The organism is Fulvitalea axinellae (assembly GCF_036492835.1).
GTDB lineage: Bacteria > Bacteroidota > Bacteroidia > Cytophagales > Cyclobacteriaceae > Fulvitalea > Fulvitalea axinellae.
Window position 1 is genome coordinate 4,451,717 of record NZ_AP025314.1, and the last position, 25,154, is coordinate 4,476,870.

At 49.4% G+C, this 25,154-nt stretch carries 21 protein-coding genes and 4 tRNA genes; 7 read left to right on the top strand and 18 right to left on the bottom strand.

Going from position 1 to position 25,154, the window contains the following annotated elements:
• Nucleotides 1–2 precede the first annotated feature (2 nt).
• The 4 genes from AABK39_RS17310 to AABK39_RS17325 all read right to left on the bottom strand — a co-directional run bounded on the left by AABK39_RS17310 (nt 3) and on the right by AABK39_RS17325 (nt 366).
• Nucleotides 3–77 (bottom strand) — tRNA-Val (locus AABK39_RS17310).
• Nucleotides 78–104: 27 nt separating this feature from the next.
• Nucleotides 105–177 (bottom strand) — tRNA-Lys (locus AABK39_RS17315).
• A 14-nt stretch (nt 178–191) separates the two neighbouring features.
• A tRNA-Val gene (locus tag AABK39_RS17320) sits at nt 192–266 on the bottom strand.
• 27 nt (nt 267–293) lie between these two features.
• Nucleotides 294–366 (bottom strand) — tRNA-Lys (locus tag AABK39_RS17325).
• Between the two features lie 71 nt (nt 367–437).
• On the opposite strand from AABK39_RS17325, the gene AABK39_RS17330 reads away from it, so the two are divergent.
• Entirely contained in the window at nt 438–1,187 is a 750-nt protein-coding gene (locus AABK39_RS17330; protein ID WP_338392573.1) for an SH3 domain-containing protein, read from the top strand.
• Nucleotides 1,188–1,379: 192 nt separating this feature from the next.
• On the opposite strand, the gene AABK39_RS17335 is transcribed toward AABK39_RS17330, so the two are convergent.
• Both AABK39_RS17335 and AABK39_RS17340 read right to left on the bottom strand, forming a co-directional pair.
• Nucleotides 1,380–2,384 carry a pyruvate dehydrogenase complex E1 component subunit beta gene (locus AABK39_RS17335; protein WP_338392574.1) on the bottom strand — a complete coding sequence of 335 codons (1,005 nt, stop codon included), beginning with the start codon at nt 2,382–2,384 and terminating at the stop codon, nt 1,380–1,382.
• A 127-nt stretch (nt 2,385–2,511) separates the two neighbouring features.
• The gene (locus tag AABK39_RS17340; protein ID WP_338392575.1) at nt 2,512–4,296 is read right to left on the bottom strand and encodes a tetratricopeptide repeat protein; all 1,785 of its coding nucleotides are present in this window, start codon (nt 4,294–4,296) and stop codon (nt 2,512–2,514) included.
• A 146-nt stretch (nt 4,297–4,442) separates the two neighbouring features.
• On the opposite strand from AABK39_RS17340, the gene AABK39_RS17345 reads away from it, so the two are divergent.
• Nucleotides 4,443–4,661: a PspC domain-containing protein gene (locus AABK39_RS17345; protein ID WP_338392576.1), complete on the top strand. Its 219-nt coding sequence runs from the start codon at nt 4,443–4,445 to the stop codon at nt 4,659–4,661.
• 65 nt (nt 4,662–4,726) lie between these two features.
• Here the strand turns inward: AABK39_RS17345 and AABK39_RS17350 are convergent, their stop codons facing one another.
• Together AABK39_RS17350 and AABK39_RS17355 are read right to left on the bottom strand one after the other, a co-directional pair.
• Nucleotides 4,727–5,791 (bottom strand): glycosyltransferase family 2 protein, encoded by a 1,065-nt coding sequence (locus AABK39_RS17350; RefSeq protein ID WP_338392577.1) that lies wholly within the window; start codon nt 5,789–5,791, stop codon nt 4,727–4,729.
• Between the two features lie 103 nt (nt 5,792–5,894).
• Nucleotides 5,895–6,719: a hypothetical protein gene (locus AABK39_RS17355; RefSeq protein WP_338392578.1), complete on the bottom strand. Its 825-nt coding sequence runs from the start codon at nt 6,717–6,719 to the stop codon at nt 5,895–5,897.
• A gap of 200 nt (nt 6,720–6,919) precedes the next feature.
• Here AABK39_RS17355 and AABK39_RS17360 point away from each other — a divergent pair, with 200 nt between their 5' ends.
• Both AABK39_RS17360 and gcvP read left to right on the top strand, forming a co-directional pair.
• Nucleotides 6,920–8,491, top strand: coding sequence for a PepSY-associated TM helix domain-containing protein (locus AABK39_RS17360; RefSeq protein WP_338392579.1), 1,572 nt, complete (start codon nt 6,920–6,922; stop codon nt 8,489–8,491).
• A 523-nt stretch (nt 8,492–9,014) separates the two neighbouring features.
• Nucleotides 9,015–11,912, top strand: coding sequence for an aminomethyl-transferring glycine dehydrogenase (gene gcvP, locus AABK39_RS17365; RefSeq protein WP_338392580.1), 2,898 nt, complete (start codon nt 9,015–9,017; stop codon nt 11,910–11,912).
• A gap of 142 nt (nt 11,913–12,054) precedes the next feature.
• Here gcvP and AABK39_RS17370 read toward each other — a convergent pair whose 3' ends face one another.
• Nucleotides 12,055–13,473 (bottom strand): sulfatase-like hydrolase/transferase, encoded by a 1,419-nt coding sequence (locus AABK39_RS17370; protein ID WP_338392581.1) that lies wholly within the window; start codon nt 13,471–13,473, stop codon nt 12,055–12,057.
• A 248-nt stretch (nt 13,474–13,721) separates the two neighbouring features.
• Between AABK39_RS17370 and AABK39_RS17375 the strand changes: the two genes are divergently transcribed.
• Nucleotides 13,722–14,789 (top strand): alpha/beta fold hydrolase, encoded by a 1,068-nt coding sequence (locus AABK39_RS17375; protein WP_338392582.1) that lies wholly within the window; start codon nt 13,722–13,724, stop codon nt 14,787–14,789.
• 58 nt (nt 14,790–14,847) lie between these two features.
• On the opposite strand, the gene AABK39_RS17380 is transcribed toward AABK39_RS17375, so the two are convergent.
• The 4 genes from AABK39_RS17380 to AABK39_RS17395 all read right to left on the bottom strand — a co-directional run bounded on the left by AABK39_RS17380 (nt 14,848) and on the right by AABK39_RS17395 (nt 18,795).
• Nucleotides 14,848–15,831 (bottom strand): class I SAM-dependent methyltransferase, encoded by a 984-nt coding sequence (locus AABK39_RS17380; RefSeq protein ID WP_338392583.1) that lies wholly within the window; start codon nt 15,829–15,831, stop codon nt 14,848–14,850.
• A 241-nt stretch (nt 15,832–16,072) separates the two neighbouring features.
• Nucleotides 16,073–17,158, bottom strand: a complete 1,086-nt coding sequence (locus AABK39_RS17385) for a 6-bladed beta-propeller (RefSeq protein WP_338392584.1) — start codon at nt 17,156–17,158, stop codon at nt 16,073–16,075.
• A 137-nt stretch (nt 17,159–17,295) separates the two neighbouring features.
• Nucleotides 17,296–17,769: a DUF4488 domain-containing protein gene (locus AABK39_RS17390; protein WP_338392585.1), complete on the bottom strand. Its 474-nt coding sequence runs from the start codon at nt 17,767–17,769 to the stop codon at nt 17,296–17,298.
• Between the two features lie 222 nt (nt 17,770–17,991).
• On the bottom strand, nt 17,992–18,795 hold the full coding sequence (locus AABK39_RS17395) for a hypothetical protein (protein ID WP_338392586.1): 804 nt from the start codon (nt 18,793–18,795) through the stop codon (nt 17,992–17,994).
• Between the two features lie 156 nt (nt 18,796–18,951).
• On the opposite strand from AABK39_RS17395, the gene AABK39_RS17400 reads away from it, so the two are divergent.
• The gene (locus tag AABK39_RS17400) at nt 18,952–20,103 is read left to right on the top strand and encodes a hypothetical protein (RefSeq protein ID WP_338392587.1); all 1,152 of its coding nucleotides are present in this window, start codon (nt 18,952–18,954) and stop codon (nt 20,101–20,103) included.
• A 110-nt stretch (nt 20,104–20,213) separates the two neighbouring features.
• Nucleotides 20,214–21,200 carry a BtrH N-terminal domain-containing protein gene (locus tag AABK39_RS17405; protein WP_338392588.1) on the top strand — a complete coding sequence of 329 codons (987 nt, stop codon included), beginning with the start codon at nt 20,214–20,216 and terminating at the stop codon, nt 21,198–21,200.
• A gap of 228 nt (nt 21,201–21,428) precedes the next feature.
• Here AABK39_RS17405 and AABK39_RS27780 read toward each other — a convergent pair whose 3' ends face one another.
• The 5 genes from AABK39_RS27780 to AABK39_RS17430 form a co-directional block, all read right to left on the bottom strand.
• Nucleotides 21,429–21,992, bottom strand: coding sequence for a helix-turn-helix domain-containing protein (locus AABK39_RS27780; protein ID WP_421825144.1), 564 nt, complete (start codon nt 21,990–21,992; stop codon nt 21,429–21,431).
• A gap of 91 nt (nt 21,993–22,083) precedes the next feature.
• Complete coding sequence (locus AABK39_RS17415; protein ID WP_338392589.1) at nt 22,084–22,623, bottom strand: hypothetical protein; 540 nt, start codon at nt 22,621–22,623, stop codon at nt 22,084–22,086.
• Nucleotides 22,624–22,942: 319 nt separating this feature from the next.
• Nucleotides 22,943–23,194, bottom strand: coding sequence for a hypothetical protein (locus AABK39_RS17420; RefSeq protein WP_338392590.1), 252 nt, complete (start codon nt 23,192–23,194; stop codon nt 22,943–22,945).
• Nucleotides 23,195–23,384: 190 nt separating this feature from the next.
• Nucleotides 23,385–24,458: an IS701 family transposase gene (locus AABK39_RS17425; RefSeq protein ID WP_338392425.1), complete on the bottom strand. Its 1,074-nt coding sequence runs from the start codon at nt 24,456–24,458 to the stop codon at nt 23,385–23,387.
• Nucleotides 24,459–24,572: 114 nt separating this feature from the next.
• Nucleotides 24,573–25,151: an HAD family hydrolase gene (locus AABK39_RS17430; protein WP_338392591.1), complete on the bottom strand. Its 579-nt coding sequence runs from the start codon at nt 25,149–25,151 to the stop codon at nt 24,573–24,575.
• Nucleotides 25,152–25,154 lie beyond the last annotated feature (3 nt).

Here is a 25,154-nt window from a genome sequence, read left to right on the forward strand (position 1 = left end):
TGTGGGCCCTACTGGATTCGAACCAGTGACCCCCTGCTTGTAAGGCAGGTGCTCTGAACCAACTGAGCTAAAGGCCCTTCTTTTTATTCTGCTCCGAAGAGTCGTGATTCGACTGGGGCTCGAACCCAGGACCCTCTCCTTAAAAGGGAGATGCTCTACCAACTGAGCTATCGAATCTAACCAATGTGTTGTGGGCCCTACTGGATTCGAACCAGTGACCCCCTGCTTGTAAGGCAGGTGCTCTGAACCAACTGAGCTAAAGGCCCTCTTTTTTATTCCACTCCGAAGAGTCGTGATTCGACTGGGGCTCGAACCCAGGACCCTCTCCTTAAAAGGGAGATGCTCTACCAACTGAGCTATCGAATCGTAAAGGGATAAACGCCAAACTTGAATTTCTGTTGTCGTTTTCCGTAATTGGACTGCAAATGTAGTCGGTTATGTTTGAAAGCCAAAACTTCTCTGTGAAAATTATCAAATTATTTTCGCTTCTTATCTTCCTTTGTTCAGCCCAAAAAGGCTTCTCCGCAGATAGGGAAAATTTAGCAAAAGCGGACTCCCTGTTTTCTAAAAGCCAATATGAGCAGGCTCTGACGATATACGAAGACATCTTCACCAAAGAGCAAAAGTACTCTGATTCAATGCTGTTACGCATGGCCTTGATATACGAACTGGGGGGTAATTACGCAAAAAACCTTTACTTCCTTAATTTGTACTATTCGAACACTAGCAGTCGTTCGACTTTGGAAAGAATAAACACCATAGCCAAGAAGCACGAGCTGTCTGGCTACGAGTTTTCCGACCGGGAACGTGTGCTCAATTGGATGCGGACACAACGGTCGGTCATAAATATATCGGCCTTGGCATTGCTGATTTTTTTCTCCGGAATACTTTTTTTCTTACGTAAGAGAAAAAATATCCGACCGATTTTGGGCGGGACCTTCCTTTGCCTCACTACCTTGGGTATTTCCCTTGAGCTCAACCTCTCCTCCATACCCCCCACCAAAGGCATTGTCCTAAACGACAACGCTTGGCTAATGGACGGCCCTTCGTCCGCCGCGGACGGTTCTTTGAAAGTTCCGAAGGGCAATAAACTGAAGGTTATCGGCAAGGAAGACATTTGGTATGAAGTGACTTGGGAGGGACGGACAGGCTATATTCGGGAAGGGAATCTCGGAGTCGTTATATAAACGTCTCCAAAAAGCGTTTTCAAGCCCGCCACAATGCTTTTCGGCACTCTCCTAGAGTGTACGTCCAAACCCGGGAACAACAGCCTCTAAAGGGGATTTTACAAAAAGTGGAAATCAAGGGCAAAACAAAAAGGGCCATCCAAACGGACGGCCCTTTTTTGCTAGTCGCAATATTTTTGCGGAAAAGGATGATTACGAGTACATCACCTCTTTTACGGCTTTAACTGTCTTCTCAACGTTTGGCAAGATAGCCTCGATCAAAGTTGGGGCGTATGGTAACGGAACATCCCAGCTGTTTACCTTGCGTACAGGAGCGTCAAGGTAATCGAAAGCATTTTGCTGAATGTGGTACGTGATATCGGTAGCCATAGACGCCATAGCCCAAGCTTCCTCAACGATAACCAAGCGGTTGGTTTTCTTCACAGACTCCACGATAGTCTTGTAGTCCAACGGACGTACGGAACGAAGGTCGATCACCTCGGCGCTTACGCCCTCTTTGGCAAGCTCCTCGGCGGCGGCGTTAGCCACTTTCATCATTTTTCCGAAAGACACCAACGTCACGTCAGTACCTTCGCGAACAACGTCGGCCACGCCGATCGGAATGATGTATTCGCCCTCAGGCACCTCCCCCTTGTCTCCGTACATCAACTCCGACTCCATGAAGATCACAGGGTCATTGTCACGGATAGACGCTTTCATCAAGCCTTTGGCGTCTTTTGGGTTAGAAGGAACCACTACTTTCAGACCAGGGCAGTTCGCATACCAGTTTTCGAAGTTCTGGGAGTGCTGGGCACCCAACTGGCCGGCGTTACCCGTAGGTCCGCGGAAAACCATCGGAATAGGGAACTGGCCACCCGACATGGACAGCATCTTGGCGGCGGCATTGATCACTTGGTCAATGGCCACGAGCGAGAAGTTGAAGGTCATGAACTCGACGATTGGACGGAGGCCATTCATGGCCGCTCCTACGCCGATACCCGCAAAGCCAAGCTCGGTGATTGGAGTGTCGATCACTCGCTTAGCGCCGAACTCGTCAAGCATTCCCTGACTCACCTTATATGCGCCATTATACTCGGCAACTTCCTCGCCCATGAGGAAAACGTTCTCATCGCGACGCATTTCTTCACTCATCGCTTCCCTAAGGGCTTCCCGAAATTGTATCTGTCTCATGGTGTTATTAGCTGATAGTTGTTTCAAAGGACGTGTAAATTTAAGACTTGGGAAACAATAAACAAACGTCCTCGACGCATTCGAACGCCCATATAAAAAAAAGCCCGTCACTGGGACGGGCCTTATAAATCTTATCTATAATCTCGGATCGAGCTTATTTCACGGCGTTGGTGAAGTCGCTGCTTGCTGAGATTTTAGAGAACTCAAGGTCGTTAGCCGCTTTGGCTTTCAAGCTTGGGTCGATCTTAACAGCCTTTTTCAAAGCGTCAACAGCTTTAGAGCTGTTGTTCTGACGAGCGTAAGCTACGGCTTTCACATAGTAAGCCAAAGCGAAGTCGCCGTTGATTTCAGTAGCTTCGTCCAAAGAAACCACAGCGTTCTGATACTCCTTGTTCAGCAACTGAGCCAAACCTTTGTTGAAGGCGTTAACAGCAGTCTTGTCTGAAGCAGCGAGAGTAGCGATAGCGTCGCCGTACTTAGCCATACGGATTTCGATAGCACCGCGAGTTCCGTTGATAGCGGCGGCCGAGTAAGAATCAGGACGCAAAGACACAGACTTGGCGATAGTACCGTAAGCTTTGGCAATGTTGCCTTGCAGGTAGTAAGCAGCGGCCAAGTTAGCGTAAGCCTCTGGGCTCTCAGTTTGTCTGTTGGCAGACTGAGCTTGGTTGATAGCTTTCTCAACGAGGCTGTTGCGCGCAGAACCTTCAGCTTTTTCAGCTTTGGCTACATATACACCCGCCAAGTTGTTGTGAGCCTTCCAAGCGTTTGATTTCTTGATCACAGCTTTGTAGATAGCCTCTTTCTCGTCCAATGAAGGAGTCAGGTGAGCAGCCCACAACAATTCGCCGTCTGACAATGAGTCAGCCGAAAGCGAACCGTTAGCGATTTGCTTGGCCATAACAGCGATAGTCGAGTTAGGCTTCTTCTCGATAACAGTCAAGATCTCGGTGCGAGCGTTACGCAACTTAGGGTACAGACCGTTGAAGATAGTCTTGTAGAAGGGAAGCTCAGCCAAACGGTCCTGCTTCTCTTCGAAAGTTCCGGCGCCGTTAACGATGCGCAAGCACTCCTGCTTCTGAGCGGCAGTAAGCTTGTCGAAGCTGTCCAAAACAGTTTTGAACTGTCCCCAATCGTCAACTACTGGCTTCAATACGAAGTCGATCTTGTCAGCTTCGCCTTTGTAGTCGTAGCGTCCCATCAAAGTACGGTACTGCTTCTCGATAGCTTGGGCACGCTCTTCGGCCAAGTTTGAGTTTACACGCTCAGTACCTTCTGGCGAGTGAGTACCAGTGATGATAACCTTACGAGTAACGTTTTTCTCAGCTACGAAAGCTTTGAATGACTTAGCCTCGTCGCGGTTAGTCGACATGTAGAGGTTCAGTCTTGGGCTTCCTTGCGGGAAGAAGAACTCAACGTAAGTCGGCTCCAACTCCTCAGCGTCAGTGTAACCCGGGTGAGCGTAAGCGGCGTTGGCTACGTTCTCCACCAAAGTAGAAGTAGTGATCAAACCTTTCGCGATAGCGAAATCCTTGATAGCTTTCTTCTCCTTGCCGGCCTTAGTGGTAACAGTACCGTCCACTACCAAATCACCGTTGGTGATGTCAGAGTTGTAAGGGAAAGCGAACGACTCAGTCTTCTTAGGCTTAGCCGACTTATCAGGGTAATCGTCACCTTTGAAAGTAACATCGTTAAGGTCGATCTCCTTGCTTCCGTATTTGTATGAAGGGTCGATTGTGTAATCGTAACCCGGCTTCATCATTTTAGTCGGCAACACTGCTGAAAGCTCGAAAGCTACGGTGTCGGCGTGTACTTCAAGCGGATCGGGAGTAGCTTTAACGTCCTGCTCTTTGGCGAGCTTGGCCATTTTGTTCAGCGTACACCCTGAAAAAGTCGCGGCTCCCGCAACTAACATCAATGGGAGGATACGTATCTTCATCTTGACAAACGGATTTATATTTGGTTGCAATTAAAAGCGAAATTATCCTTATAATACAAGCATTGCAAAACTCATAAAGAAAAATGCCGTATATTGAAATAATTTAATAGAATAGTCCACCCAATGGTATTAAGACCCCGACAAGCATGAAAAATATCCGAAAATTCATTGACCATCAAGCCTTTGGCGTATGCGCCAAGCTTGCCGAAAAATTCCAATTACCGATCTATAAAATAAGACTGTGGTTTATCTATTCCAGTTTTTTCACCTTAGGGTCCTCTTTCCTCGTTTACATCTCTCTCGCATTCGTGGTGGAAATCCGGAAAGCCCTAAGGCAACGTTATAACCAATTTTGGTATAACTAAAGTCCAGACCGCACTTTTGGCAACAAGCCAATCAAGGGCAACAGTCTGGAACAACGCCCACTAAGTTAGGAAAATCCTGTTGAAGTTCGTGCGTTTTTCTCCTCGGATTGAAAGCCCAAATCAGAAAAGCGGGACTTTTTTCGCACAAAATAATCAAAGACTATCAGTCCACGATATTGAGTGGGCGCATCCGACACGAAAGCCAGACTTTTTTTTCTCTTTTTTCTTTTCTTACGGTGTTCGGCGAACGACAGCGTAAAATCCCTAAAAGCTTTCAAAACCGCCTTGCCGTCACCGGGAACGCCCCCTCCGAAAAACCGAAGAGCCGCCACCATATCCAAACCCAAGCGGAGCGGCATCTTCCATAACAAGTGCCTTCCTTTAGTATTCAGATAAAGTACGCTTAGCGAGTTCCGAAAATTCAAATATGTTTTCCGAGGATTCCCTTGCGCCAGTGTTCCGCCACCTACATGGTAAACGGAGCTTTCCCCGCAATAGTACACTTTTCGTCCCATCCGGTGGATTCTCCAACAGAGATCAACCTCTTCCATATGGGCGAAGAAGTCCTCGTCGAATCCGCCTAACTGGCGGAAGACATCCGAACGGACCATCAGCGCAGCGCCCGTGGCCCAGAAAACAGGCCGGGTGTCGGCGTAAGTTTCGGAATCTTTTTCCGTATGATCAAACAGCCGGCCTCGGCAAAACGGATAGGCCAAAGAATCGATGTAGCCACCCGCCGCTCCGGCATATTCGAGTTTTTCAGGCTCTGCGTGCGAAAGTATCTTTGGCTGTACGGCCGCCACTTCATGGTCGGAGTCTAGCAAGCGAACAATCGGATCCAGCCAACCCGGTGTCACCTCCACATCGGAGTTGAGGAGCATATAATACTCCGCCTCCACGTGTTTGAGTCCGTCGTTATAGCCTTTGGCGAAACCGCCGTTTTCCTCGTTGACGATCAAGCGCACGTCCGGGAATCGCTCACGCAGAAAGTCTACGGAATCGTCGGTAGACCTATTGTCCACCACTACAATCTCCGCATCCCCCGAATAATCGGTTACCGAAGGCAGGAACTTTTCCATCAAAGCCCTACCGTTGTAATTAAGTATTACTACCGCTACTTTCTTCGTCATACTCGCCTTTATCTCATCCCGAATTTAAGCGATTCGTATTCAAAGTAACGTATTTGCCTCCCCAAAAGTGCCTTTTTAACACATTCGTCATCATTTTAGCGCATTATCGTAATTTGGAAAAGTGTAACTCCTTGAGTTTCGTGAAGTCTTCGCCCGAATCCAGAAGTACCCAATCACAATGTAAGTATTCCGCTTTTTCCTGTCCGTCGCTTTTCATTCCCCTAAAATCGTAGTCCGAGGAAATACCGTAATACTTCGCGTCCACTTGCCTCAATCTGGTACTTAGCGGGAATACCGCCACTTGACGATAGTCGCGTTTGTTCAACCAATCCATCGCTTCCGGAATACTTCTGATGCGCTCGCCACCCAGTGTGTTTATAAGAAATCCGTCGTCCAGCAAATCCGCTATTTTCGCTTTTCGCAAATCCGGATTTTCCACCATCGACAACCAATAGTAGAAGCAGCTTTGGCTACGGTTATCCGGAAAAGTGTCTTCGAATATTTCCGAATCCACCGGTTCGGATTTCGTCACCGTCACGCTTTTCATCAACGGAAGACTCGCCTTGCCTTTGCATTCCAGCTTTACTTCATAATGCCGCATTCCGGAAGTCAGCCTGTCCTCAATATCCAAAAGCTGGAACAATACGCGCGCCGTGAGCGTCACTTCGGTTTCGGAAGTCTCGGTTACACTTACGCGCGCCACTCTGTGCGAACGCAACTCGCCCATATTCCTTTCGGAAAGCGCCACTTCCATGCCTGCTTTATCAAGCGTATCGCCATTGGAGGCCGTAAAGACAAAATCCTGAGACAAGGCGCTTTCTATTTGGGCAAAACCCATCGCCGGGCGCTCCCACACGCCAAACCAACGGTAAAACTGCGCCTTAGCCTCATGACTTTCCATCGATTCCAGATAATCTCTCTCTTTCATCCCCGTTATTTTAAGAGCCTAGCCGGCCCGGTTACGGACTCGCCAAGCTATGCGAAACAAGTTCTTTTCCCGGCAAAAAGGCCGATGTAATTGAAAGAGGACAGAATGGCTTTTGTTTTGGCGCAATGCCTTGTGACCATAATCATATGGATAAAAAAGCCAGCTACCGTACCTTAGCGCATAACCAGAGGGAACTGTAAATGGAAGGTATCAGAGAGAAAAAAACGGTCAGAAAACCCGCCAATAAAAAACGGAACGGACTAAGGAAAAGGCTATATAATTGGTCAAAAAAATGGCACAAATACCTCGGGCTGTTTCTGGCCGGTTTTATCATTTACACGGGTTTTTCCGGAATCCTGCTCAACCACCCTTCCGAAATCGCCGGTTGGTCCGTACATAAATCTTGGGTCCCGGAACGCTACCATCCTTACAACTGGAACCGAAGCGCCCTAATCAAAGCCGTTTACAATCCCAAAAACGAATCGTCACTGCTCGTGGCCGGAAAACAAGGCGTCTGGCGCTCCGATGATGGCGGTTTTACGTTCCGTCCAGACATGGCCGGAGCATTCCCCGAATCCCGCTACCTCCGAAAAACCAACGATCTGCTTATCCATAACCAAACGGCTTTCGCCGGAACTTTCGGCGGACTTTTCTCCAAAAAACTATCCGAAACGGATTGGAAAGAAATCCCTTTGGGCGATAAAAAAGAGGACGTAAAAGCCGTATTGGAAACTCCTAACGGCCTAATAGCGATCAGCAAAAACGGAGCTTTCAGAAAAAAAGCCTCCGGCGAATTCGAGCAAGTAATCCTTCCCCGCCCAGACAAAAACTCCATGAGTTTGATCGATTTCACCTTCGCTCTGCACAGCGGATGGCTATGGGGACTCCCGGGCCGCATCGTTTTCGACATCGTCGGACTCGCCACCGTTTTCCTCAGTGTTTCGGCCATTTACATTTTCATATTCCGAAAAAAGAAAAAGAACAAAGCGACAAAGAAGCGAATGGCCTTTTTTGTCAAATACCATAACAGCATCGGTTTTTGGCTTTGCGGTTTTATCCTAATTACGTCAATCACCGGAGCCTTTATGCGTCCGCCATTGCTCGCCGCTTTGGCAAACGGGAAAGCGCCTTCAATCCTGTTGCCTTCCTATTTTGAGGAAAACCCTTGGTACCACACCATCCGAAACGCCTGCTACGACACGGAAACGGACCGGATTATCATTGACACCAGCGAAGGCCTTTGGGCCGGCAAGTCAGACCTGAAATCGGATTTCACGCCATTGGATTGGAGCGTCAATATTTTCCCAATGGGCTGTACGGTCCTGCGCCCCGAAGGTGACGGCCATTTTCTGGTCGGATCGTTTTACGGACTTTATAACTACAAAGAGGGCGACGACTACGCAACCGACGCGCTTACGGGCGAAAAAGTAAAACCGTACGCCGGCATCCAGCGTCCCGGACGCTTTATCACCACCGGATATTTCCAAACGACCGGCGGAACACGCTATGTCAGCACCCACGGACAGGGGCTTTTGCCGATAGACAGGCCTCAGAACATGAACGCCTTTATGATGCCAAAAACAATGGCCGGCGATTACAGAATGCCACTTTGGAATTACATGTTCGAGCTCCATAACGCCAGACTTCTGAACGACATCTTCGGCAAATGGACAATCCTGGTCATTCCGCTTGCGGGAATTATCCTGACCCTGATTAGCCTTACGGGAATTTTCGAATACTGCTACCGCAAATACAGATTCTTTCGAAAATAAAAGCGCCGAAGGGGCAAAGCCCTCCGACGCCGGATTTTGGATACGTGTTCAACTCAAAAACATGTCCGCCGGAGCCTTAAAGGCTCCTTCAACACCACTATCATAGTAACTATGAATAATCTCCCCCTCATGCGGACACCCGAAATAAGCAAATAACATTTTAATCTACAAACATATGTTACGAGATGCCGATATCCTGTTACCAGCGACACGAAAATAGATAGGCCAGTATTCAGCGACTGTATAATTCGTAGCTCTTCGGGCCGAAAACCTACACCGTCCCCACAAGACCCAAAACTTAACTTTTTCACAACAGCCACAGTCCCACCTACCCTCACAACTGGAAGACAGATGATTTTCAGGCTAAAATATGCGGAGAATAGGACATCTTTTTAGAAGAAAATAGATGTCAAATGATCTTTTTTAACATTACCTTTACCTGCGAAATCACCGGGGTTCGGCGCTAACCTTTCGCCGTACTTCCGTAAGGCATCTTCACGTACAAACGTATCTAAATCAAGCGATGACAAGAATCAACCTGCACGCTAAAGGCGCTTTTTCGCCACGGCATCTTGGTTCCGGAAACGAAGGGATTGACAGGATGTTGGAGACCGTCGGAGTCGGTAATGTCGAGGAATTGATCGACCAAACCGTACCGGAAGCCATCAGACTCAAACAAGACCTGATGTTACCGGACGCGCTTAACGAAACCGAATTTTTGGAACAGTTTCGTAGCATCGCATCCAAGAACAAAATTTTCAAGTCCTTCATCGGCGCCGGCTACCATGACTGCCACACACCCACGGTCATTCTCCGGAACATCTTGGAAAATCCGGGCTGGTATACGGCTTACACTCCTTACCAAGCGGAAATCGCCCAAGGCAGACTCGAAGCGCTAATCAACTTCCAGACCATGGTCTCTGACTTGGCCGGCATGGATATCGCCAACGCGTCGCTCCTCGACGAGGGCACCGCCGCCGCGGAAGCCATGAGCATGTTCCTCGCGCTCCGCAAAGGAAAGAAGAAGAAGGGCAACGCCAACAAATTTTTCGTAGACAGCCGAGTGCTGCCCCAAACCCTCAGCGTAATGCGCAACCGCGCCTTGCCTATCGGTGTGGAACTCGTAATCGGCGACATCTCAACACTGGACCTGACGGACGAGGCGCTTTACGGCGTAATGTTCCAATACCCTGACAGCGACGGGGCCGTCACCAACCACAAAGAACTTATCGAGACGGCGCACGCCAACGAAGTGAAAGTAGCGGCCAGCGCTGACTTGCTCAGTCTCGCTATCCTGACGCCTCCGGGCGAAATGGGCGCCGACGCCGTAGTGGGCGTAGCGCAACGTTTCGGCGTACCGATGGGATACGGCGGACCACACGCAGGCTTCTTCGCAACTCGCGAAGACTACAAGCGACAGATTCCGGGCCGTATCATCGGCGTATCGAAAGACCGCCACGGCGACAAGGCTTACCGCATGGCCTTACAGACTCGCGAACAGCACATCAAACGTGAGAAAGCCACTTCGAACATCTGTACTGCACAAGTACTTTTGGCCGTAATGGCCGGTATGTACGGCGTATACCACGGAGCCGATGGCGTTAAGAATATCGCTTTGCGTACCCACGGCCTTACCAAGGCTTTGGACAAAGGGCTCGCCTCATTGGGTTACGCCCAACTGAACGCCACTTTCTTCGATACACTTAAAATCGAAGTGAGCGCCGAGGAAAAAGCCGAGATCCGTCGTGTGGCCGAAGAAAAGCAAGCGAACTTCCGCTACTTCGACACTAATCACATCGGTGTTTCTTTTGACGAAACAACTACGGTTAAGGAACTCGATCTCGTGTTGGGCATATTCGCCGACGTGGCCGAGAAAGGTTACGACCTGCAGGCCATCACCGAAGAGATCGACTTCGTGATGCCGGAAGGTCTTGCCCGTACTTCGGAGTATATGACTCACGAAGTATTCCAGCAGTACCACACCGAGCACGAAATGCTCCGCTACATCAAGCGCCTTGAGAACAAGGACTTGTCATTGACGCATTCGATGATTTCTCTCGGATCATGTACCATGAAGCTGAACGCCACTTCGGAAATGATCCCGGTGACTTGGCCTGAGCTTGGCAAGGTTCATCCGTTTGCGCCAGTGGATCAGGTACATGGCTACCGCGAAATCTTCAAAAACTTGGAAGCTTGGCTGAGCGAAATCACCGGTTTTGCCGGAACTTCCCTCCAGCCTAACTCGGGCGCCCAAGGCGAATTCGCCGGACTGATGGTTATCCGCGCTTACCACGAAAGCCGTGGCGAAGGGCACCGTAATATCGCCATCATCCCGACTTCGGCCCACGGAACCAACCCTGCCAGCGCCGTAATGGCCGGTATGAAAGTAGTTCTCGTAAACTGCGACGACCACGGCAACATTGACGTGGAAGACCTCCGCGCCAAAGCCGAAGAGCATAAAGACAACCTTTCTTCTTTGATGATCACTTACCCGAGTACGCACGGCGTGTTCGAGGAGAGCGTCATCGAAATTTGCGATATCATCCACCAAAACGGCGGACAGGTATATATGGACGGCGCCAACATGAACGCCCAGGTAGGCTTGACCAGCCCGGGCAACATCGGGGCGGACGTTTGTCACCTGAACCTCCACAAAACATTCTGCATCCCTCACGGCGGCGGCGGACCGGGCGTAGGCCCAATCGGCGTAGCCAAGCACCTCGTGCCGTTCTTGCCGGGCAACCCGCTCGTGCCGGAAGCAGGCGGAGAGCAGGCTATCGAATCCATCTCGGCGGCACCTTGGGGCAGCGCCAGCATCTTGCCTATCTCATACGCCTACATCGCAATGATGGGACCCGACGGCTTGACGCAAGCTACCAAAACCGCAATCCTGAACGCCAACTACATCAAGGCCCGCCTTGAGGAAGCCTACCCGATCCTTTACACCGGCGCCAACGGACGTTGCGCTCACGAAATGATCGTGGACTTCCGCCAGTTCAAGGAATTCGGTATTGAGGTAGAGGACATTGCCAAACGTTTGATGGACTACGGCTTCCACGCTCCGACCGTCTCGTTCCCGGTACCGGGCACGTTGATGATCGAGCCGACGGAAAGTGAGTCAATCGAGGAATTGGACCGCTTCTGCGAAGCGTTGTTGGCTATCCGTATCGAGATCCGCGAAGTAGCCGAAGGCGCCGCCGACGCTACGGACAACGTATTGAAGAATGCGCCGCACACTGTGGACACGATCACCGCCGACACGTGGAACCACTCTTACAGCCGAGAGAAAGCCGCTTACCCGCTCGGGTTCGTTCGCGAGAACAAGTTCTGGCCGTCGGTAGCCCGCGTGGATAACGCCTACGGCGACCGTAACCTCTACTGCTCGTGCATCCCGGTAAGCGACTACGCCGAAGTGGAGTAAGATAATTTGAGTAAAGGGTAAAGAGTATAAAGTAAATAGACTGCGTGAATGCTTTGGCAATCATTTAGGTCTTGAAACCTTTACTGGATAGAAATTGAAAGAGGCCCTGCTATGGGGCCTCTTTCTGTTTGGAATATTTTTTCTATTGCGCTTCCACCCTTTCAGGTTGCACCAAAGGGTATTCCTTATCATACAGCTTCAGGTTTCTTTCTTTCCACTCAGCCCCTTCCAAGAAAACCGGATGCGGCAAGCTCACGTCCCAATCGCCGAGCTTTTTGAGCATACGTTCCGTGCGTTCCAGATTCTTTAGGGAAACGTTCCTCTGCTCTGAAATGTCCGTAGGCAGGTGGAACAGCAACGGCAAACGGTCCGGCAGGCGGACCAGCTTCCAGTCGCCTTCGCGGATGGCGGCGTTGAAGGTAAAGCGCCACAGCAAAGTCTCGTGCGGGGGCTCTGTCTTTTCTCCCAAAACATAAGGCATAAGGTTTACGCCGTCGAATGTGGCGTCGGCCTTGCCACCCGCCAAGGCTACGAACGTAGGCGTAAGATCAAGTGACGATACCGGATTGGCGTAGCGCCCGCCCTTGGGCAAAGTGCCCGGCCAACTCACGGCAAACGGAACGCGGATACCGCCTTCGAGCAAAATCCCCTTTTGCCCGTTGTAAGGCGCGTTGACCGAAGCGTTATGGTTCACCGGTCCGCCGTTGTCGCTAAGAAACACCACTACGGTATTCTTGCGCAGGCCGTTGTCTTTCACGGCTTTCATAATCTTGCCCACGTTGATATCCAGACGATGGACCATAGCCGCGTAGGTCCGGCGGTGTTTGTCCTTAATATGCCCGAACAGCTTCAAATCCGCCTCGGTGGCGTGCATTGGGGCGTGCGGGGCGTTAAACGACGCGAACAGAAAAAACGGCTCGTCGCGGTGGCGCTTTACGAAGTCAACGCACTCGTCACCTTTGTCGTCGGTGATATAGGTGATGGGCGCGGGCGTTTTGTAATTGCACTCTATAGGGCTGAGATAACGCTTGCCGTTCGGCTCGGACTTGAAGTAGTGGTGTCCGCCGCCAGTGTATCCCCAAAACTCCCGAAAACCGCGCTTGGTCGGGTGAAACTGCGGTCGGTCACCCAAATGCCACTTGCCCACCAAGCCCGTAACATAACCCAAAGCGGAGAGCCTGTCGGCCACGGTGGTCTCGGTAAGGGGAAGGCCAAGGTATTCGGGATCAAAACCCGTTTGGCTAAAGCCGATATTGTTGTCGTGCCCGAAAGCCACTTGGTTGCGGCCCGTCAGCATGCCGGCCCGCGAAGGGCTGCATACCGGCGAAGACACGTAGCCCTCGGTAAAAGTGACGCCCGAAGCCGCCAACCTGTCGATATTCGGCGTGGCGATCTGCTTACTGCCGTTCATACTCAAATCGGCGAAGCCCAGATCATCGGCCAAAATCAGTATAAAGTTGGGCCTGCCGGACGGTTTGCGTTTCTTTCCCCCGTCCTTGGCCCGGACCGGGGCCGTAAAGGAAAGCCAAAAAAAGGCCGCCAAAAGTAATGCGCGTATCATAATGTCGTGTTGAAGTAAAAGGCTGACAAACGGTCGTTTGTCAGCTAAAAGTTTTTCCTAAGTTAGAACTTCATCCCCCATTTGCCCATCCCAAAACTTTCCTTAACTGTCACAAATGTAGTTTCGGGACATTTTAATGAAAATCCCCCTATCCCGACCCCGTGTAACAAAACAGCAAGATCGGTCAAGTCCCCTTAAAAACGGCGCGCTACCTTTCGGATATACTTAACTTCTTAACCGCCCGAAAGATGAAAAAGAAAAAAGCCTACATCGCTTTGGCCGTATTGGGAATCCTTGGCATCGCTGGTTACTTTTTGGTTTCCACGCTGTTTTCCGGTCCCTTGTATTCGGTAGGGGAACTCACCGAATCCCCAAGGTACGCCCACTTACTGAAAGCCTGCGACAAAACCGACAAAGCTAACCATTTCGTGCTCAACGACGACATCTCCATTTATTACCAAAAATACGGCGAAGGCAAACCGGCGCTGGTAATACACGGTGGCCCAGGAATACCGCCTTCCGGAGAGTGGCCGGGATTAGACCGGCTCACGTCCAGTTACGCCATGCACTATTACCACCAACGCGGATGCGGACAATCCACCCGGCCGTTTGACACCTTCGAATCGGGAAATTTTTTCGAGAACATGAAACTCTTGGACGAAAACTTAGGCATTCCCGCCCAATTGGCCGACATCGAGCAAATCAGAAAAAAACTGGGCACGGAAAAAATCACGCTGATAGGGCATTCTTTCGGCGGTTTTCTAGCCAGTCTATACGCTTCGGAATTCCCCGATAATGTCGAAGCCCTAGTCCTTATCGCTCCCGCGTCCGTACTGCGTATGCCCGTCGAGGGTGAAGACCTTTTCGGAACCGTCAGGTCCAAGCTTCCCGAAAACGAGAAAAAGAACTTCGACCTTTACCTCGAAAGGTTTTTCGACTTCGGTTCCCTTTTCGAAAAATCCGAAAGCGAACTGGCAAAACTCCACAGCGAATTCATACCCTACTACCAAATGGCCACGGGCATGCCTGTCGGCGGACACGTTGAAGGAATAGGCGGCTGGCACCAGTTCGCATGCTATATAAGCATGGGCAAAAAACACGATTACTCCAAGAGCTTGGCTAATATCAAAGCGCCCACGCTTATTCTTCACGGCGACAAGGACCTAAGCAAACCCGAAAGCGTAAAACTATACAGGGAGAATATCCCCGGAAACCGTTTTGAGCTGATCCGTGGCGCCGGACACTTTATCTTCGCCGACAGACCTAATGAGCTTTACCAAACCGTTTCGGAATTTCTGTCTTCCGCCGGAAACTAAAGCATAACAAAACCGGCACCGAACCTTTTGGCTCACGGTGTCGGTTTCTTTCGCCTAATTACTTAATGGCCTCTATCGAGAATAGAAAACCCTCATGCGTGTGGTTCAGTTTGTCTTCCCACAATACGGGACTGACACTCTGATAAGGTTGCGTGAAATACACTTCGGAAAATCCCAACCCTTTTATGTACTCATATAATTCCTCTTTCGAAAAATAGTCTGCGTTATGTTGGTGCGGTTGCCTTTTGGCTTTGTCAACATATCCCTCCTTCAACACTTTGTAAACATCTCCCGTTCGGCGCTCTTTTAACTCGTCCATCAAGCCCGAAGCCTCTCCATGGCGTTCCTTCACCGCCGAAAGCGTGGATGTCGCGTTGTGAAACAGAAAACCATCGGAAGGGGAGAAAGCCACACGGTTAGACGGTTCCTCATCGCTTCTTACTACATATTCACCATCTTGCCCAAACTCGGCGGACACTTTACCTTTATGCTTTTTGATAAACGCGTCCAGCTCCATATGGCTTTCCCTGCATTCGAAGGGGATTTTGGGAGACAAAAGACCGTGTCGCAACAGACGCAAACCATATTCGTAACAGTGGACTTTGGAGTGGAACACTCCGCCCTTCTTAAGCGCCTTGAAAGCCTCTTTGCAAAAATTCTTCGTCGCCTCTTTCGAGATATGCTCAATCACAAACGAGCTGAAAATAACCTCGGCCATATCACGCTCCAAGGGCAACGGTTCCAAAGACTCCAAATCAAAGAAAATATCGATCCCGCTTTTCTCGTAGTCGCTCGTTTTCAGGTCCACGTATGACCAAAAACCGAAACGGCTCCTCTGACTGCCCGCCCCTATATTGTAAAAGCGTTTCTGCCGAAGGCTTTCTTCCGGATAAAAATTACGGATAGACTTTTCCAAAAACTCGAACCGGAGCAACAGGTGTTTCACCTTCACGTTTGTCGAAAAAAAACGACGGCAAAAATTGCGGACCGCTGGCGACCGCTGGATAGATACGGTAAGTACCTTGTCAAACAAAGACTGCATAGCTTACACTTATATCGTACAGAGTAGATGGCAAAGCGTAAGACTCCTTAAAAATCATATTCCCGAAGCCTTAACTAATTCACCCCATGTACTTAGTAAAAAACAACACTCATAAAAATGAAGAATCAAACTAATGTAAATCAGGCAAATATTAAAGCATCGATAGGGTAAAAAGAGAAATAAAAAGCCAAAGAAAAAATACCAGCATCGGGTCCAAAATCCCGACACCGGCGAGAATCTTTTATTTTTTCAGGTTCACGACAAAAATCACAGGATTGGATTCCTCCGTCACACCGTCGATTTTGCCCTCAAGGTCATGGCCCCATTGATAAAAGTAGAGTTTATTGTCCGTCACGTCCAATGGCAAAAGCATCAGTGGCGTTTCTGACCATTCGGGCACCGAGAACCCGTTCACCAAATTAAACTCCTTGCCCGTTTTCATATCCCGGCAATACATTCTCGATTTGCGTTCGTACATATAAGACGAAAACAGGTACCGTTCCGTACGGAAAAGGTTCATAAGGCTTATCGCTCTGTTTTCTCCACGACCCTTCTCCCCGAAATCCAACAAAACGCTCGCCTTCAGCTTTCTGTTCTTTAACTGAAACAAGGTGTCGTTCTGTCCTAATTCGCGAACCATTACAGGGGCGAAAACATAATCATTGCCCCCTGCGGAAGCGAAATACTGTGTTCCCGCCGGACCTACGGAAACCACCATCTTCGGCGTGTGCACCTTGTTTACCGAAAGGCTGTCGATTATCGTTCCCTTACTGTCGTAACTGTGAAGGTTGTAAACATTGTATTGCTTCCCTTCCGACTTCACACCAAATTCTTTGCTGAACACTCTCAAGACTCCGTCTTTGTAATGTATAAACTCACCGAACCCTCCAGTGGGAAAAGACCCCATAAAAGCCCCGTCGAAGCTATAGGCCATTACCTTCTTCCTCGATAGCATATACACCATTTCGTCCTTGGGCGACACGGCAAAATCGGAGAAACGGTTGCCGTACTCGCCCGGCCCTTTGCCCGGCTTTCCGATTTGCCTGAGAAATTTCCCTTTACGGTCAAACTGAAAAAGCTTCGTTCTGGCGCTGGCTACAAAGAGGTAGTCCGGAGTAACCTTCGCCTGCATCCACTTGCCCACCATACAGGAATCGGCGGTTTCCAGAGGGATTACCTCCACATTCTCGGCAATCTCCGTAATATCGGCCGGTGCCGTGTTGTCGGGATCCACTGGAAATACGGAAAAGCCTTTGTCGGCCTCGGAGCTACAGGCCCCAAACAGAATCGCAATCAAAAAAAGTAGCGGTAGTCTTTTGCTTAGCATAGGTAACGTTTGTTAATGAGTGGGTAAAAGGCGGAATCCCCGCACTTTGAAAAATTATGAAGACGGGCCAACAACCCGTCTCCAGTATGACAAATCAACGGCCGAAACGTAACAAGGCCAAGACAATAAAATCTCTGTCACTGTTTTGTCAACTCATCCAACTCCACGTCCATCCGCTTCCATATTTCGTTAAAAGGGTTATTAGTCCCCTCCACAAACATATAGTCGCCCTCTATCCGAAACTTGAACGTATTCTCCTTGCCTATAAGCATCCGGAGTTTTGGCATAACATAGCCCACCTTCTCCACATAAGTGCTGTCCTTTAGCGTATACGAGCCCACTATCTCGCAATTACACAGCTTGTCGGGATCCAATACGTTTACCACCACAAAATCCTTCTCAGTAAACACTTTGAACCGTCTCAGCCCTTCCTTACGGTAATAGTTGTTGATAGGTACGCTATCTTTGCCACAGTGTTGCCACGTACCCACCAAAGGACTTCCCGAAGATTCTTCACTATTGATTGCATCCTCTCCGCCACAACCATAAATCGCAAGGCTGGCCAAAGCCAAAACCGCAAACGCTACGAAAACCAGTTTGATTTTTTTCATTCCAAAAATTATTTAAATCCGAAAAATAAATGGCGACACAAAAAGACTGCCCTCCCCAAAAAACACACGCAAGCGACACCACGGAGGAAACAAGCGCCCAGCGCTCGAAAAACGTAAAGCCGTCCCAAAAAAATCAACTCGCATAACCGGCTTCCGCACTAAAGGCGCTCACAAATTAGCACAAAAAACGAGTTTTCAAAAGCCCGGCCAATTCTTGCGTCTTTAGCGGGACACCCGCCCAAACCAGCTCTCTTTCAAATTATTGGGAGGCTTATTGAAGGAAGCTCCTTCAATCCTCTCCCTGGAATACTTAACCGTATCCGCCATCTCCTCGTTGTACACGATCCGATTCTTTGTCAGGTATATTCCAATACTGTCACTCTCATAACGCACAAGGTGTTCGGATACGGAACTTTCCAATCCACGCTCAAACTCCGCTTGGTCCCATACGTCATGAAATACCTTGCGGTAAATCCAACGCTTACCGTTAACGTCACGAAACGAAATGGCCAACTCGTACGAACCGCTTTCGACACAATCGCCGAAGAGACTTTCCACCTTGACAAGCGAACTGTCCAGAAACAAGTAATATTCCTCGTCACAGCCCTTCAAACCTCCCGCTACCGTATCCTTACCAAACAGAAAATACGCCGTGTGCGGATCGGAGTACTCTCCTTCATAATTCTCCAAAAGCCTAGTCTCCTTCTTCCAAATAGCCGTATCCTCGCCCTTAAGGTTGAATATCGATAACGTGTCGTAGCCGGAGCGGGACAAGTCATATTCGAGAAACAACGACATTAGCGAATCGAAGGCCGGGACCAATTCCGCCCCAACAACAACGGTGTCGGGCTTTCCATTCTTGGAGTCCCGCTCCATAATCTTAGGTTTTATTGAGAGTTCCCGGTCCGGCTCAGGCGCAACATCACGCTTTATTTCGACAGCCTTACTTTCTTCGTTTCCTCCCTTATCAGATGGTCCGCACCCAAAAAGCGTAATCACCACAAAAAACACCCTTAATTTGTTCATGCGTTTAATATCCGGAAATAACCGGAAAGCTCAAAGACGGAAAAGTAACAAAAAAATACCGTATAAAAACATCTAACACTTCCCCTAAAACTCTCATCGGCAACAATTTGCAAATTCGGCAAGTTGATTTTTTGTTCTGAGAAGAGGAAGGCGAAGATGTTCACCAGAAGGGAAAGGGATAGGGACCGCAGAAATACGGCCGGACCAAACGGCCGGGCCATGCATCCGCCGGGAGGGGCGGAGGGCACTGGTATGGAATTGACGTGGCCCGAGGCTTTTATGTCCCTATTCCGCCGACGCAGACGGGCTTCGTCCGTAAACTCGCTAAGCATAGAGATGGGAGACATGTCGATTCCCGAGGCCCCATCCAACAGCCTTTCCGATTCGCAATCGACGTATTCCCCCACTTCGGGACGCAGGGCTTCATCAATTTTCACACTCCCTCCTGACAGACGGTTTAGTGAAACGCCCTTCAGCCCAGCTTCTCTTCCACCTAACATCCATGAAGTGTACGAAAACTACGAGAACCCTCGTAGCCTTTATTTTCATAAGACCCACAATCCAAATATAGCGACCAGTTTACCCGATTTCTTCGGAAACAGCGACGACGCCATAAGGAACAAACTTATGGATACCGATTTCTTCGGCGACATATCACTCCATACCCAAAGGGAAACAGAATCACCCGGCGTATGGAGCATCGCAAACCCCCAAGGCATCAACGCCCCCACGCCTGCCCCTTTCTACCGTCCCAGCTTCCGCTTTCCGCCGAATATAGGGAGCCAGAGCCTAGCCGGAAGCAGGAACATCGCCGGTAGCCAACCGCATATGGTCGTCTCGCCACCGCCGGATTACGAACAGTTTATGCCGTTCGAATCCCGGATTCAGGAAATGGACTTTCCGGCATACGAGTCCCCGGCACTTGACGACCCTCTGTTCGAACAATACACCGAATACTTCAGGACCAACGGCGCCGAAGGCCTCAACCGTCCCGCTACGCTAAACCCCGAACTGGATGCGACCACAAGAGCCTCCATAAACAACGAATACCTCAGGGAAATTTTCCTTAGCCTGTCCCGCATGTCCAACAAGTGCGTGCAGGATGCCTTAGCCCAAGGGGACCTTGACACTCCGGAGGATGTGACGCACAAGGCGTTTACGCTGTTAAAAACAAAAAGCAAACACTTGGGCGGCGATTATTTTTCCGACGGTATATACCGGGGCTTGGTTCTTACCGCCTACCATACCGTATTGAGAAGCCAAGCGGAGGGAGGCGCCGGCCCGGCACCGGTGACCGGGGGAACATAAGTCCGGAAAACAGTTGATTTTGGACTCAAAACAATGGTTATGTCATCAATGCTGACATAGGGTTGTCAGTCACTGGTCTTACTTTTACGCTACAGCCAATAACGACCACCATGATTATCGACAACTTTGAGCCTTTTAACGGCCAACACTGCGAGACTACAGCTACCGGCAGTCTATTAAAGCAATTGGGGATAAACCTCTCCGAACCTATGCTCTTCGGTATAGGCGAAGGCTTGGGCTATATATTCTGGAACATGAGAATTATGGAATTCCCCTTTATAGGGGGAAGGATAAAGCCTGACGAACTTACCGAAAACATTTGCCTAAACCTGAATCTGGATCTGGAAGTGAAGGAGACATGTTCGGAGAGAAAAGCCTGGCAAAACATTACTCAAGCGCTGGACAACGGAAAAGCGGTAGGGCTAAAGCTGGACTGTTACCATCTGGAATATTTTACCAAGAAGATACATTTCGCCGGACATTACGCCTCCATATACGGATACGACGAGGACTTCGCATACCTAAACGACACGAACCAACAGGGACGTGACGCCAAGACGAGCCTTAAGAGCTTGGCTTTGGCAAGAAACGAACGGGGGCCTATGTCTTCGAGAAACCTTTCCTACACCATATCGAAAAATAATGAGTTGCCCGATATGAAACTGACCGTCAGGCAAGCGATAAACAATAACGCATCGGATTTCCTGAACCCTCCGATAAAGAACATAGGCTACAAAGGCATATTGAAAACGAGCGGGGAAATAAAAAAGTGGTTTGCCACAAGCGAGAACATCAAGAGGGATTTCCATACCACCGCCAGCCTAATGGAAAGCGGAGGGACGGGTGGCTCGCTATTCAGAAACATATACCGCGATTTTTTAGGCGAAGCGAGTGAAATGCTTGAGTCGGATCCTCTGGCCAAAGCCGGCCAAGAATACAGCTCCATAGCCAAACTCTGGAAAAACGTAGCCGAATTATTTGTACAGGCGGGAGAAACGGAAGATATAAAACACATTAATCAGGCCTCTGAAATACTAATAGAGCTCTCCGAAAGAGAAAAAACGGTAATGGAGCAGTTGAAAAAGGCTACAGAATAAAACTGTGGCCTGCCTAGAAGAGAATTACGGCAGATCTAGAGTAGGCACGTAACGAAGCGCAACACCAACGGAAACCCGCACCCTCCTTAACAAAGGGCAGAAAACACTCCCCAAAGCTTTTCTTTCGGCAACAAAACCGGGGACAAATCCGGAACCGCAACTCCAAAAGACACAAAAAAACCGCTACACAATAGCGGAACGAATCATTACGGAACACATTACGGCCATTTAGGCACAGAGAAGCGTATCCGGCGCAATAGCCGGTGAATTTTTCGTATTAGTCTCCCAAAACTTCGGCGGATCACCGAACGGATTCACCTCGCCCGGCGGGGTTTCTTTTTGGCCGTAGTGCTGCAGTTTGAGTTTCATTAGGCGGGGCTGTATCGGCTTATGCCATACGGCGAAGAGGCTTGCCCGGCGCCTGCGTACAGTGCGGTAAGGACTGTCGGGTCGGTCTCCGTTGCGCCGGTAACGGGCGTTGCGGTAGTCCGAAGCCCAAGCGGTCAGAAGACGGTCGGTTTTTGGTATGCAAAGACAAACGCCTACGGAAGAACACCTAAAAATAAGCTGGCCTCGATACGTGGGCGCCGACAAAAACTTACGGGCCTCATAATAAGCCTGCGCATGACGGGCCAAATAGATAGCCCTGTGGCTGTTGCGCCTCAGTTCCCTACTTACGGTGGAAGGGCTAACGCCCAATACCAAAGCGATACGACGCATGGAAAAGCCGGCGTTGGCGTAACGCTCTATCTTTCGGCGAGCTTCGTAATCAAGGTGGCAGTAACCGCGCATTCGAAAAAAATCCGTGACACAAAAAAAGAGGAGGCCAAAGGCGGGTCCGGGGAGACCCTGCGCTTTCGCCCCCTCTGTCAGAAAGATCCGTTTACTCCGAGTAGGAATATTCCTCTCCCATAAACGTAACCGTACAAGGACCAATGTTGCCGGTGGCGACGTAATTGGTCAAGTAATCCTTCATTCCCTGCACTATGGCGTCGCGGCGTACCTTGTCGCTGAGACGATCAAGAAGCTTCACCATATGCTTGATGCCAGTGTCCTTGCGTGACATGATGCGGTCAATCTCACCGATCTTGTACAAAAGGCCGCGGTTTTGGTGCTCAAGGTCAGCCAGCTCTTCGGGCGTTACGCCCTCTTTAGCCATCTGCGCTTGGTTGAAGTCATAGTCGCGCTGAAACCGCGCGCGATCGACCAGCCGCTGAGTCCGCAGGCGTCCGCGGTTCACTTCTTGCCAGGCCGCTTGTTCAACATCAATGTCTTGGCCCGTCACCAAGTGCTCCGCGTCGTTGGAGAAAGTTTGCGCTTCCTCCCCGTTGGAAGCGAACGAACGGTAATTGGTGGGATTGAAGACTTCAGAGTAGTCCACACTCCCGAGCAAGGCGCTTAGCGCCGTGGTATTCTCTGCCATCACTTTTTGGGTTTAGCAGTAACAAAATGCCCCTCCGCCAACTCCCTGTCATATCCGGAGAGACATATTCCCAATACGATGCCGGAAGGCTATACCTATACTTTATTGACCAACAAAATCATAATTACTCTATAACAAGTCAATTAAAGCCCCTTGACGAAACCCAAAAGAAAAAGGCCAGCACAAACAAGATCCATCTTGCATGAGCCGGCCGACACTTAAGCCAGTATATTCAAGACTGGCTAACATAGTGGAAACAGGTATCAAGTATACGCCACATCCATCCACACAATACCTTATACTTAATACCTAATATCCCTTATATATCATCAATCCCATCATCCTTCACGCTATACGTAAAAGAGTCCTCACTGACTTCGCCCCCTCTGTAAATATAGTTCCCGTCAATGTCCACCACGTCAAAATAATTGTGCTCGCAACGCTTGATATAATCTCCCTCACGCGCAAAACGGGGAACTATGATTCTGGTAGACTTAGCTACTAGGCCTTCGCCAAAGTCCAAAACAATACCGTCATTCTCAATGCTGACTATCCTATAAATACTTCTCATAAGCGTTGGAGTGTTGTGGCGTGTACACAGAGCCCATTGCCGTCGCGACTCGGCAATAGGTTAAACCATAAATAAAAGCCCTATATTAATAGGACAACATATGGAGGGGAAAACGTTGCATCTTATTTGAATAAATAACTGAACTTTCGCTCTCCCTGCATTTGGGAGAGCGATTCTTAATGAATATATTTCAGGCCGACCGCAAGGCGTCAAGTTCTTCCATGGCAGCCTTTATCATCTTCAAATACAATTTTGATTTTATCGCAAAGTGATTCAGCTTCTCCTTAACCTTCAGTTTTTCCAGTTTTATGTAGGCGATCATGGAAGCGAAGATGTGGTTCAATTGGGTAATCTCCATCTTTGTGGGAGACTTGCCTAACATCGTGTTTTGCTTGAGCGACTTATGGAACTCCTCGACTTTCCACCGTTTTTGGTAGATCGCTACGATATCCTCGAAAGCCATGTTCTCCCCGTTGGTAACCAGCCATTGTTCCGCGGTCGACCGGTCCCTGTTTGTAAAGACTTGTTTGGCGAGCGTGACAGGAAAATCAACTCCCTTGACCCACACCCGCTTCACTTGACCGCTTTCAATAGGCGCATCCGAAACGTGAATGAATTTGCCCTCGTTTTTGTCCTTTTCGCTCATTGCTATATTCCTGTTGCTCTTCAGCGGGCAAACGAAAACCTTCTTGAGCTTGTAATGAATATACTTCAGCGTATCGCTGGCGGTGAACCACGTATCGAAAAGAATGTACCTGAAAACCAGTTTGTTCAGAAAGTTTAGACGGTGTAAAACTTCCAGTACCATCTCATTTTTCGTTTTCTCGCTTTTACGCTTTTCCTTCCCGTTCTTGTCTATGTATTTCACCGTCTTGTGGACGATCTCATAAGCGACCGGACAGTTAACCGTTTGTCCTTCCACGGTATTGCTCAGAAGAAAGTTAAGGGAGTTGATCCCTTTGACCGCTTTGCCTACAGTATGGTCGAAATGATAAGCTACGATGTCGTTTTCCGAGGAATGAGGCTTGTGGACAATGCAATCGTCGATACTCAAAACCGCCTCTTCGCCCTCAATACTCCTGGCGAAAGACTTCACCTCTTTCCAAAAAGCCTTTTGGTCCATGTCCGGTTGCTTGAGGAGGTCGCTGAAATAATCATGGGGAATCTGATTGTCCAAAGATGCTGAGAGCCCTGTTGAGGTGGCTTGCCCTCGACTGGCAATAAGATAATCCGTGTATAATTCAAATCCGTCTCTCCTTTTCATTTTTCAAAAATCGGTCACTTATCATATAATTTCCAAAATTGCAATAGGAAAGGCGAGCGAAAGGTCAGTAAATAATTAAAAAATTAGAGCAACCGGATATATTCCGCAAAAAAATCACACCACGTTCCAATATCTCTTCTCTATACACCTTACGTTCTCACATCCTTGGAAGCTCATAAGGTAACGGGCCAGTAACCGAAGTTCGTCGTCCAATTCGTCGCCCGTAAACTCCGAGACTATTATGGCGTTGCCGTAGTTTTGCTGAAGCTTATGCGGGGAATCGTCCACCATCAGGGTCTTGTCTAACGAAAAGCCCAGCTTCTTTACTTTTTTAAGGCGCTTGATATAGTGTTGGTGCCCCAAATTCCCGAAGAGCATATCACTCTCCAAGTACGAGGGCAAGGCGTTCCGCAACGTAGCCCGAGACCTTCCCCAAGCAAATTCAAGCTTACCCTCCATCCCAAGCTTTTTCACCATCTCCTCCACATAGGCGTCGGACGCCGAGGACCAAACGGCCACACGGAAATAGCGGAAAGCAAAATCAAGAAACGCCTCAAGCCCCGGCCTTTTGTAAACCCGGTACGGCCCGACACGGAAATCTTCGGGCCTGCCTAACGGATCCGGGGTGGCGTAGACCAAGGTTTCGTCTATGTCCAGTATAAGGAGGAGGTCTGTTATTGGAGTGGTGTCCATCTT

Excerpts from the sequence above, each read along its gene's own strand:
- AABK39_RS17330 (WP_338392573.1), top strand. The coding sequence starts at position 438 with ATGTTTGAAAGCCAAAACTTCTCTGTGAAAATTATCAAATTATTTTCG.
- AABK39_RS17340 (WP_338392575.1), bottom strand. The coding sequence starts at position 4,296 with ATGAAGATACGTATCCTCCCATTGATGTTAGTTGCGGGAGCCGCGACT.
- AABK39_RS17345 (WP_338392576.1), top strand. The coding sequence starts at position 4,443 with ATGAAAAATATCCGAAAATTCATTGACCATCAAGCCTTTGGCGTATGC.
- AABK39_RS17350 (WP_338392577.1), bottom strand. The coding sequence starts at position 5,791 with ATGACGAAGAAAGTAGCGGTAGTAATACTTAATTACAACGGTAGGGCT.
- AABK39_RS17355 (WP_338392578.1), bottom strand. The coding sequence starts at position 6,719 with ATGAAAGAGAGAGATTATCTGGAATCGATGGAAAGTCATGAGGCTAAG.
- AABK39_RS17360 (WP_338392579.1), top strand. The coding sequence starts at position 6,920 with ATGGAAGGTATCAGAGAGAAAAAAACGGTCAGAAAACCCGCCAATAAA.
- gcvP (WP_338392580.1), top strand. The coding sequence starts at position 9,015 with ATGACAAGAATCAACCTGCACGCTAAAGGCGCTTTTTCGCCACGGCAT.
- AABK39_RS17370 (WP_338392581.1), bottom strand. The coding sequence starts at position 13,473 with ATGATACGCGCATTACTTTTGGCGGCCTTTTTTTGGCTTTCCTTTACG.
- AABK39_RS17375 (WP_338392582.1), top strand. The coding sequence starts at position 13,722 with ATGAAAAAGAAAAAAGCCTACATCGCTTTGGCCGTATTGGGAATCCTT.
- AABK39_RS17380 (WP_338392583.1), bottom strand. The coding sequence starts at position 15,831 with ATGCAGTCTTTGTTTGACAAGGTACTTACCGTATCTATCCAGCGGTCG.
- AABK39_RS17385 (WP_338392584.1), bottom strand. The coding sequence starts at position 17,158 with ATGCTAAGCAAAAGACTACCGCTACTTTTTTTGATTGCGATTCTGTTT.
- AABK39_RS17390 (WP_338392585.1), bottom strand. The coding sequence starts at position 17,769 with ATGAAAAAAATCAAACTGGTTTTCGTAGCGTTTGCGGTTTTGGCTTTG.
- AABK39_RS17395 (WP_338392586.1), bottom strand. The coding sequence starts at position 18,795 with ATGAACAAATTAAGGGTGTTTTTTGTGGTGATTACGCTTTTTGGGTGC.
- AABK39_RS17400 (WP_338392587.1), top strand. The coding sequence starts at position 18,952 with ATGTTCACCAGAAGGGAAAGGGATAGGGACCGCAGAAATACGGCCGGA.
- AABK39_RS17405 (WP_338392588.1), top strand. The coding sequence starts at position 20,214 with ATGATTATCGACAACTTTGAGCCTTTTAACGGCCAACACTGCGAGACT.
- AABK39_RS27780 (WP_421825144.1), bottom strand. The coding sequence starts at position 21,992 with ATGCGCGGTTACTGCCACCTTGATTACGAAGCTCGCCGAAAGATAGAG.
- AABK39_RS17415 (WP_338392589.1), bottom strand. The coding sequence starts at position 22,623 with ATGGCAGAGAATACCACGGCGCTAAGCGCCTTGCTCGGGAGTGTGGAC.
- AABK39_RS17420 (WP_338392590.1), bottom strand. The coding sequence starts at position 23,194 with ATGAGAAGTATTTATAGGATAGTCAGCATTGAGAATGACGGTATTGTT.
- AABK39_RS17425 (WP_338392425.1), bottom strand. The coding sequence starts at position 24,458 with ATGAAAAGGAGAGACGGATTTGAATTATACACGGATTATCTTATTGCC.
- AABK39_RS17430 (WP_338392591.1), bottom strand. The coding sequence starts at position 25,151 with ATGGACACCACTCCAATAACAGACCTCCTCCTTATACTGGACATAGAC.